Source organism: Deltaproteobacteria bacterium (genome assembly GCA_011773515.1).
Classification (GTDB): domain Bacteria; phylum Desulfobacterota; class Deferrimicrobia; order J040; family J040; genus WVXK01.
On sequence record WVXK01000108.1, the window covers coordinates 2,834 to 6,678 of the forward strand.

Consider the following 3,845-nt stretch of genomic DNA (forward strand, 5'->3'; position numbering starts at 1 on the left):
GCATTCTCTTTTTCCAGTTCCTTCAGCCTCTTTGCCTGCTCCACTCCCATACCACCGTATTCTTTCCGCCAGCGGTAGCAGGTCTGTTCAGATTCACCGAGCTTCCGGATAACTTCCGCCACATTCTGTCCCTTGTTGATGAGGATCTCTGCTTCCCGGAGCTTCTTGACGATCTGTTCAGGGGTGAATCGTTTCCTGCTCATGACCTGCCTCCTCGGTAAGAATCATTCCCAAAATCCTCACATAACACCTGGATCAGTTTTTGGGGGGCAGGTCACCGGCATCAAAGACTCCCATAATGTCCCGGTCTCTCTCATATATCATCAAACCGTTGCATCTCGGGCATTTCATGGCATTCTCCTCTTCCTCGCAATTGAAATTTCCTGTTCAATTAGCTTTCCTGACGCCGATCCTCCCGCCGGAGAGGTTATACAGGGGAACAACGATAAGCGCAAAGTAAATACCATAGAGGAACGCTTCCACGAATCCGAGCAGGAACGTCCACAGGGTCAACCATTTGAAACCGGGCAGGAGCCTCTCCCAGACCGGATACATCGCCAGTCCTGGGAAGATAAGATCAAAAACCACACAGATCACATAGGTGATACTCAGAAACAGCCCGGCAGTTAATCCAACAGACCTTATACTCAGATTACGCATTAAAAACACCTCCTCTTAAAAAATTGGTGGACAGTTTAACGTCATGTCCAGGACTGACGAGAGTGTCCCTCACCGCAGTGGGCCACCCTCGGGATCATGAACCGCGCCACGAAAATCACCTCCTTTTCCTGTCTAAATATCATCTATCTGAACTGCGGAGAAAATGGATCAGCACTCCTCCGGTCGTCGTTATCCCGTAATCAGTGATGTCCATGAGAGGATCTTTTGTGATCTCCGCTGTTATTCTTATCTTTCCCGTGACCGCCGCAGCATCCGCTGTTCAGATACATGAGGAAGAGCAACCCACCGATCAGCAGAACAGTCAACCATCCGCCTGTCATTTTTTCACCTCCTTTGAAAGGTACCTTCTTCTGATGCATAGGTCGTGCCAGATGATCAAGCTTTCAGAATACAGCACGTAATGTGTTGAAATTGAATACTTTTATAATAATAGGAGGGAAATTGAGCAACCAAAATGATCTCACCTGCTGGAAAATATTTGACCGATCGTCAAAAAAGAATGGGAAAAAAATTTACACGTTCAACCGTGACCGGGGGAACTTTCATTACACGGGGCCGAACCACCCCGAGATTGTAAGTGCGCTCGTTACGATCCAGAAGATAATCCGTGGGATCCTCGTTACCGTTTCATAGGACTCGCGGTAAAATCGGGAGTCTCTAGTAACCGTGTACAGCTCCGTTATAATTTCCCAGAAAGCGTGCGAACCGATCAAGACGAGGATAATTCCCGGCACACTGGCCCGGCCCGACCCGACATGTATAGCAAGCATCACCCCCGTGTAAAGCAGTATGAGAGGCGCAGTTTGCAAATGGCCGAATTCGTGGGTCAACGTCAGAGCATACCTTGCATTTTCCGGCAATCCCTTGCGTAACACCAAGTTAAATACGGGAGGATGGGGAACCTCGAAGCCCTCCAGGCCGGCCTTGTGCATAAAATCAGGCCCGATGGTGACGCTCCCGGTTAAACCAAACCAGGTTCGCTTTTTAACGGTCTTCGTCTCCGTCAATTCCACTCTCTTTCCAGGTTCGTTCATTGTATGTGTCTCTTATAATGATTGATTTCTAACGGGGAAAGCAAGAGCATAATGTTACCGATTCTTCATTCTGAAAGGCTGGCGGTTGATCATCCCTTTTTAAAATCTCTACCATGTTTTCCCCCTGTAATTTGGATCGATCGAAGAGGCGAAAAAAAGGTCGGCCAAATAGGAATGTTGATAGAAAAACCGACCGCAAACCGGATTAAAGTTGTTATTGACTTTAACTTTTACAGTTTGTAGAATTTAATCGTACCAGATAACCGGCAATCTCAAAGGGAGGTAAAAATGGGTGTAATTACCATTTCGAGACAGTACGGGGCAGGAGGAGAGGAAGTAGCGGAAAAAATCTCCAAAGTACTGGATTATAGGATAATCGCGCGGAAAGAAATCGAGAATAAACTCATAGATATTGCCGGACAACAAATCGCTGAAAAGGTCATCGCTGAAAAAGCACCGGGTATTATCGAACGAATAACGGTCGATCTGAGAATCTGGAAAAACCTCTTGAAAGAATCGATACTTTCTTTCGCAGTAGACGGGAATGTACTGATACTGGGAAGAGGCTCTTTCGATGTTTTCAGAGATGTTCCCGGAGTCCTCGACATACTCGTCTCAGGAAACTTAAAGCAAAGGGTGAAATACGTAATAGTGAAAGAAGGTATAAACTCACTCCACGCAGAGGAAAAGATTGAGAGGATAGACAGGGAAAGATCAGGTTTTTTAAACTACTATTACGGGGTTGATTGGCCCGATCCTTCACTATTCCACTTTTCAGCAAACCCGCTTCGCATTGGTATAGACGAATGCGCTGGGGCAATTGAAGCGCTGGCTTCTTTTTTATATAACAGGGAAGATTTTGAGAAAAAGAGGATAAAGGCTATCCAGGAGAAATATTTTGTCACCGTAGTCGAAAACAGGATCATCCTCTCCGTTGGCATTGACCTGGACCTTTTTTCGTTGAGGGTAAAAGAAGGAAATAAAGTCGAAATAAAGTTTTTCAATGTGCCAACCGAAGTTCGGGAAAAAGCAATTATTACGATAGGAGAGTTAATGGAAGGTTATACCATCCATCAGATGGTTTAGAAACGAAGCATATACAGAACATATCAGGATTCCACGGGCAGAAACAGCCCTGAAAACTTATACCGAAACTTCCACTTCGAATGAATGGACACCGAATATGAGCGCTTATCAGTTCCGGGCGATCTCTGCAACCGTCGTAGACAGAGGCTGGCAAAGCTACCTATCTCCCCCACAGCATCCAGTTCGTCCTGTCGGTCAAATCTTCTTCTGCGAGAACTCGTTCTCGAACGAACTCCCACCCCCACCCGATTAATGTATTTCCCTCGAAAACCAGGGGCGTCAACATGTTATCCGTAACTTTCCTTTCCCGGTAACTCGCATCCCAGTATCCCATACGCATTCCGAAAACATTTGCATAGTAATATAGAACTTCATAGGTTCTGTTTCCGATCTTCTTAATCTCGGTTCTGTATGGGTTTTGCACTTCCAGTTCGCGATAGCCTGCTAAAAATCCCTGGTAGTAAACCTCCTCTTTTACTTTTTCCGTACCTGTCCCCATGATTTCCACCACTTTCCCCTTGCTCATTCCGATTTGGAGCTTTCGCAGATTCGATGCATTCGTGGCTCTTACATCCCTGACCTGTACTTGAGAACATCCGTAAAGGGATATTACCATTATGGCCAAAACAACCGGTCTTTTCATCACCTGTCCCTCCTTTCTTTCACGGGTGACCGTGTGAAACTGAAAAAATGAGGCCGACCCTGCCAGCCAGTGACCTTCATCATCCCTCCTCTTTTCATCAAGCAGAGATAATCGGTATTTTCTTATCCACTCTTATTTGCCGATTTCGGAATCAAAACAATATTCAGCCTCTTTTTCTATGGTTTCGCCCTCCGGCGCTTTTGCGGCCCGATAACCGGTGGACTCTATCGCCTTACCGATCGCTTCCAGATCGGTTTCAGTGGGGAGATATTCCACCGTTGCCTCCCTGGTTGCCAGGTTAACTGATGCACTCATTACTCCCGGAGCAGCGGTGAGAGTCCCCTCGATCTTCGATACGCTGGAAGCGCAGGTCATTCCCTTGACTCCTATTCTAACCGAGC

General features: G+C 46.5%; 6 protein-coding genes. 1 reads left to right on the forward strand and 5 read right to left on the reverse strand.

Translation table 11 applies throughout. The features are described 5' to 3' along the window. The 3 genes from GTN70_11410 to GTN70_11420 form a co-directional block, all read right to left on the reverse strand. A partial coding sequence (locus tag GTN70_11410) for a transposase (protein ID NIO17567.1) occupies positions 1-203 on the reverse strand: 203 nt, incomplete at its 3' end. Between the two features lie 184 nt (positions 204-387). Next, entirely contained in the window at positions 388-660 is a 273-nt protein-coding gene (locus GTN70_11415) for a hypothetical protein (GenBank protein ID NIO17568.1), read from the reverse strand. 566 nt (positions 661-1,226) lie between these two features. Further along, complete coding sequence (locus GTN70_11420; GenBank protein NIO17569.1) at positions 1,227-1,715, reverse strand: hypothetical protein; 489 nt, start codon at positions 1,713-1,715, stop codon at positions 1,227-1,229. A gap of 288 nt (positions 1,716-2,003) precedes the next feature. On the opposite strand from GTN70_11420, the gene GTN70_11425 reads away from it, so the two are divergent. Further along, positions 2,004-2,801: a hypothetical protein gene (locus GTN70_11425; protein NIO17570.1), complete on the forward strand. Its 798-nt coding sequence runs from the start codon at positions 2,004-2,006 to the stop codon at positions 2,799-2,801. Positions 2,802-2,961: 160 nt separating this feature from the next. Here GTN70_11425 and GTN70_11430 read toward each other — a convergent pair whose 3' ends face one another. Then, positions 2,962-3,444 (reverse strand): hypothetical protein, encoded by a 483-nt coding sequence (locus tag GTN70_11430; protein ID NIO17571.1) that lies wholly within the window; start codon positions 3,442-3,444, stop codon positions 2,962-2,964. Positions 3,445-3,576: 132 nt separating this feature from the next. Then, positions 3,577-3,845, reverse strand: a 269-nt coding sequence (locus GTN70_11435) for a hypothetical protein (GenBank protein ID NIO17572.1), incomplete at its 5' end; no start/stop codon positions are given.

What these genes read in the sequence shown, in the direction of transcription:
- GTN70_11415 (NIO17568.1), bottom strand. Translation starts at nt 660, where the DNA reads ATGCGTAATCTGAGTATAAGGTCTGTTGGATTAACTGCCGGGCTGTTT.
- GTN70_11420 (NIO17569.1), bottom strand. Translation starts at nt 1,715, where the DNA reads ATGAACGAACCTGGAAAGAGAGTGGAATTGACGGAGACGAAGACCGTT.
- GTN70_11425 (NIO17570.1), top strand. Translation starts at nt 2,004, where the DNA reads ATGGGTGTAATTACCATTTCGAGACAGTACGGGGCAGGAGGAGAGGAA.
- GTN70_11430 (NIO17571.1), bottom strand. Translation starts at nt 3,444, where the DNA reads ATGAAAAGACCGGTTGTTTTGGCCATAATGGTAATATCCCTTTACGGA.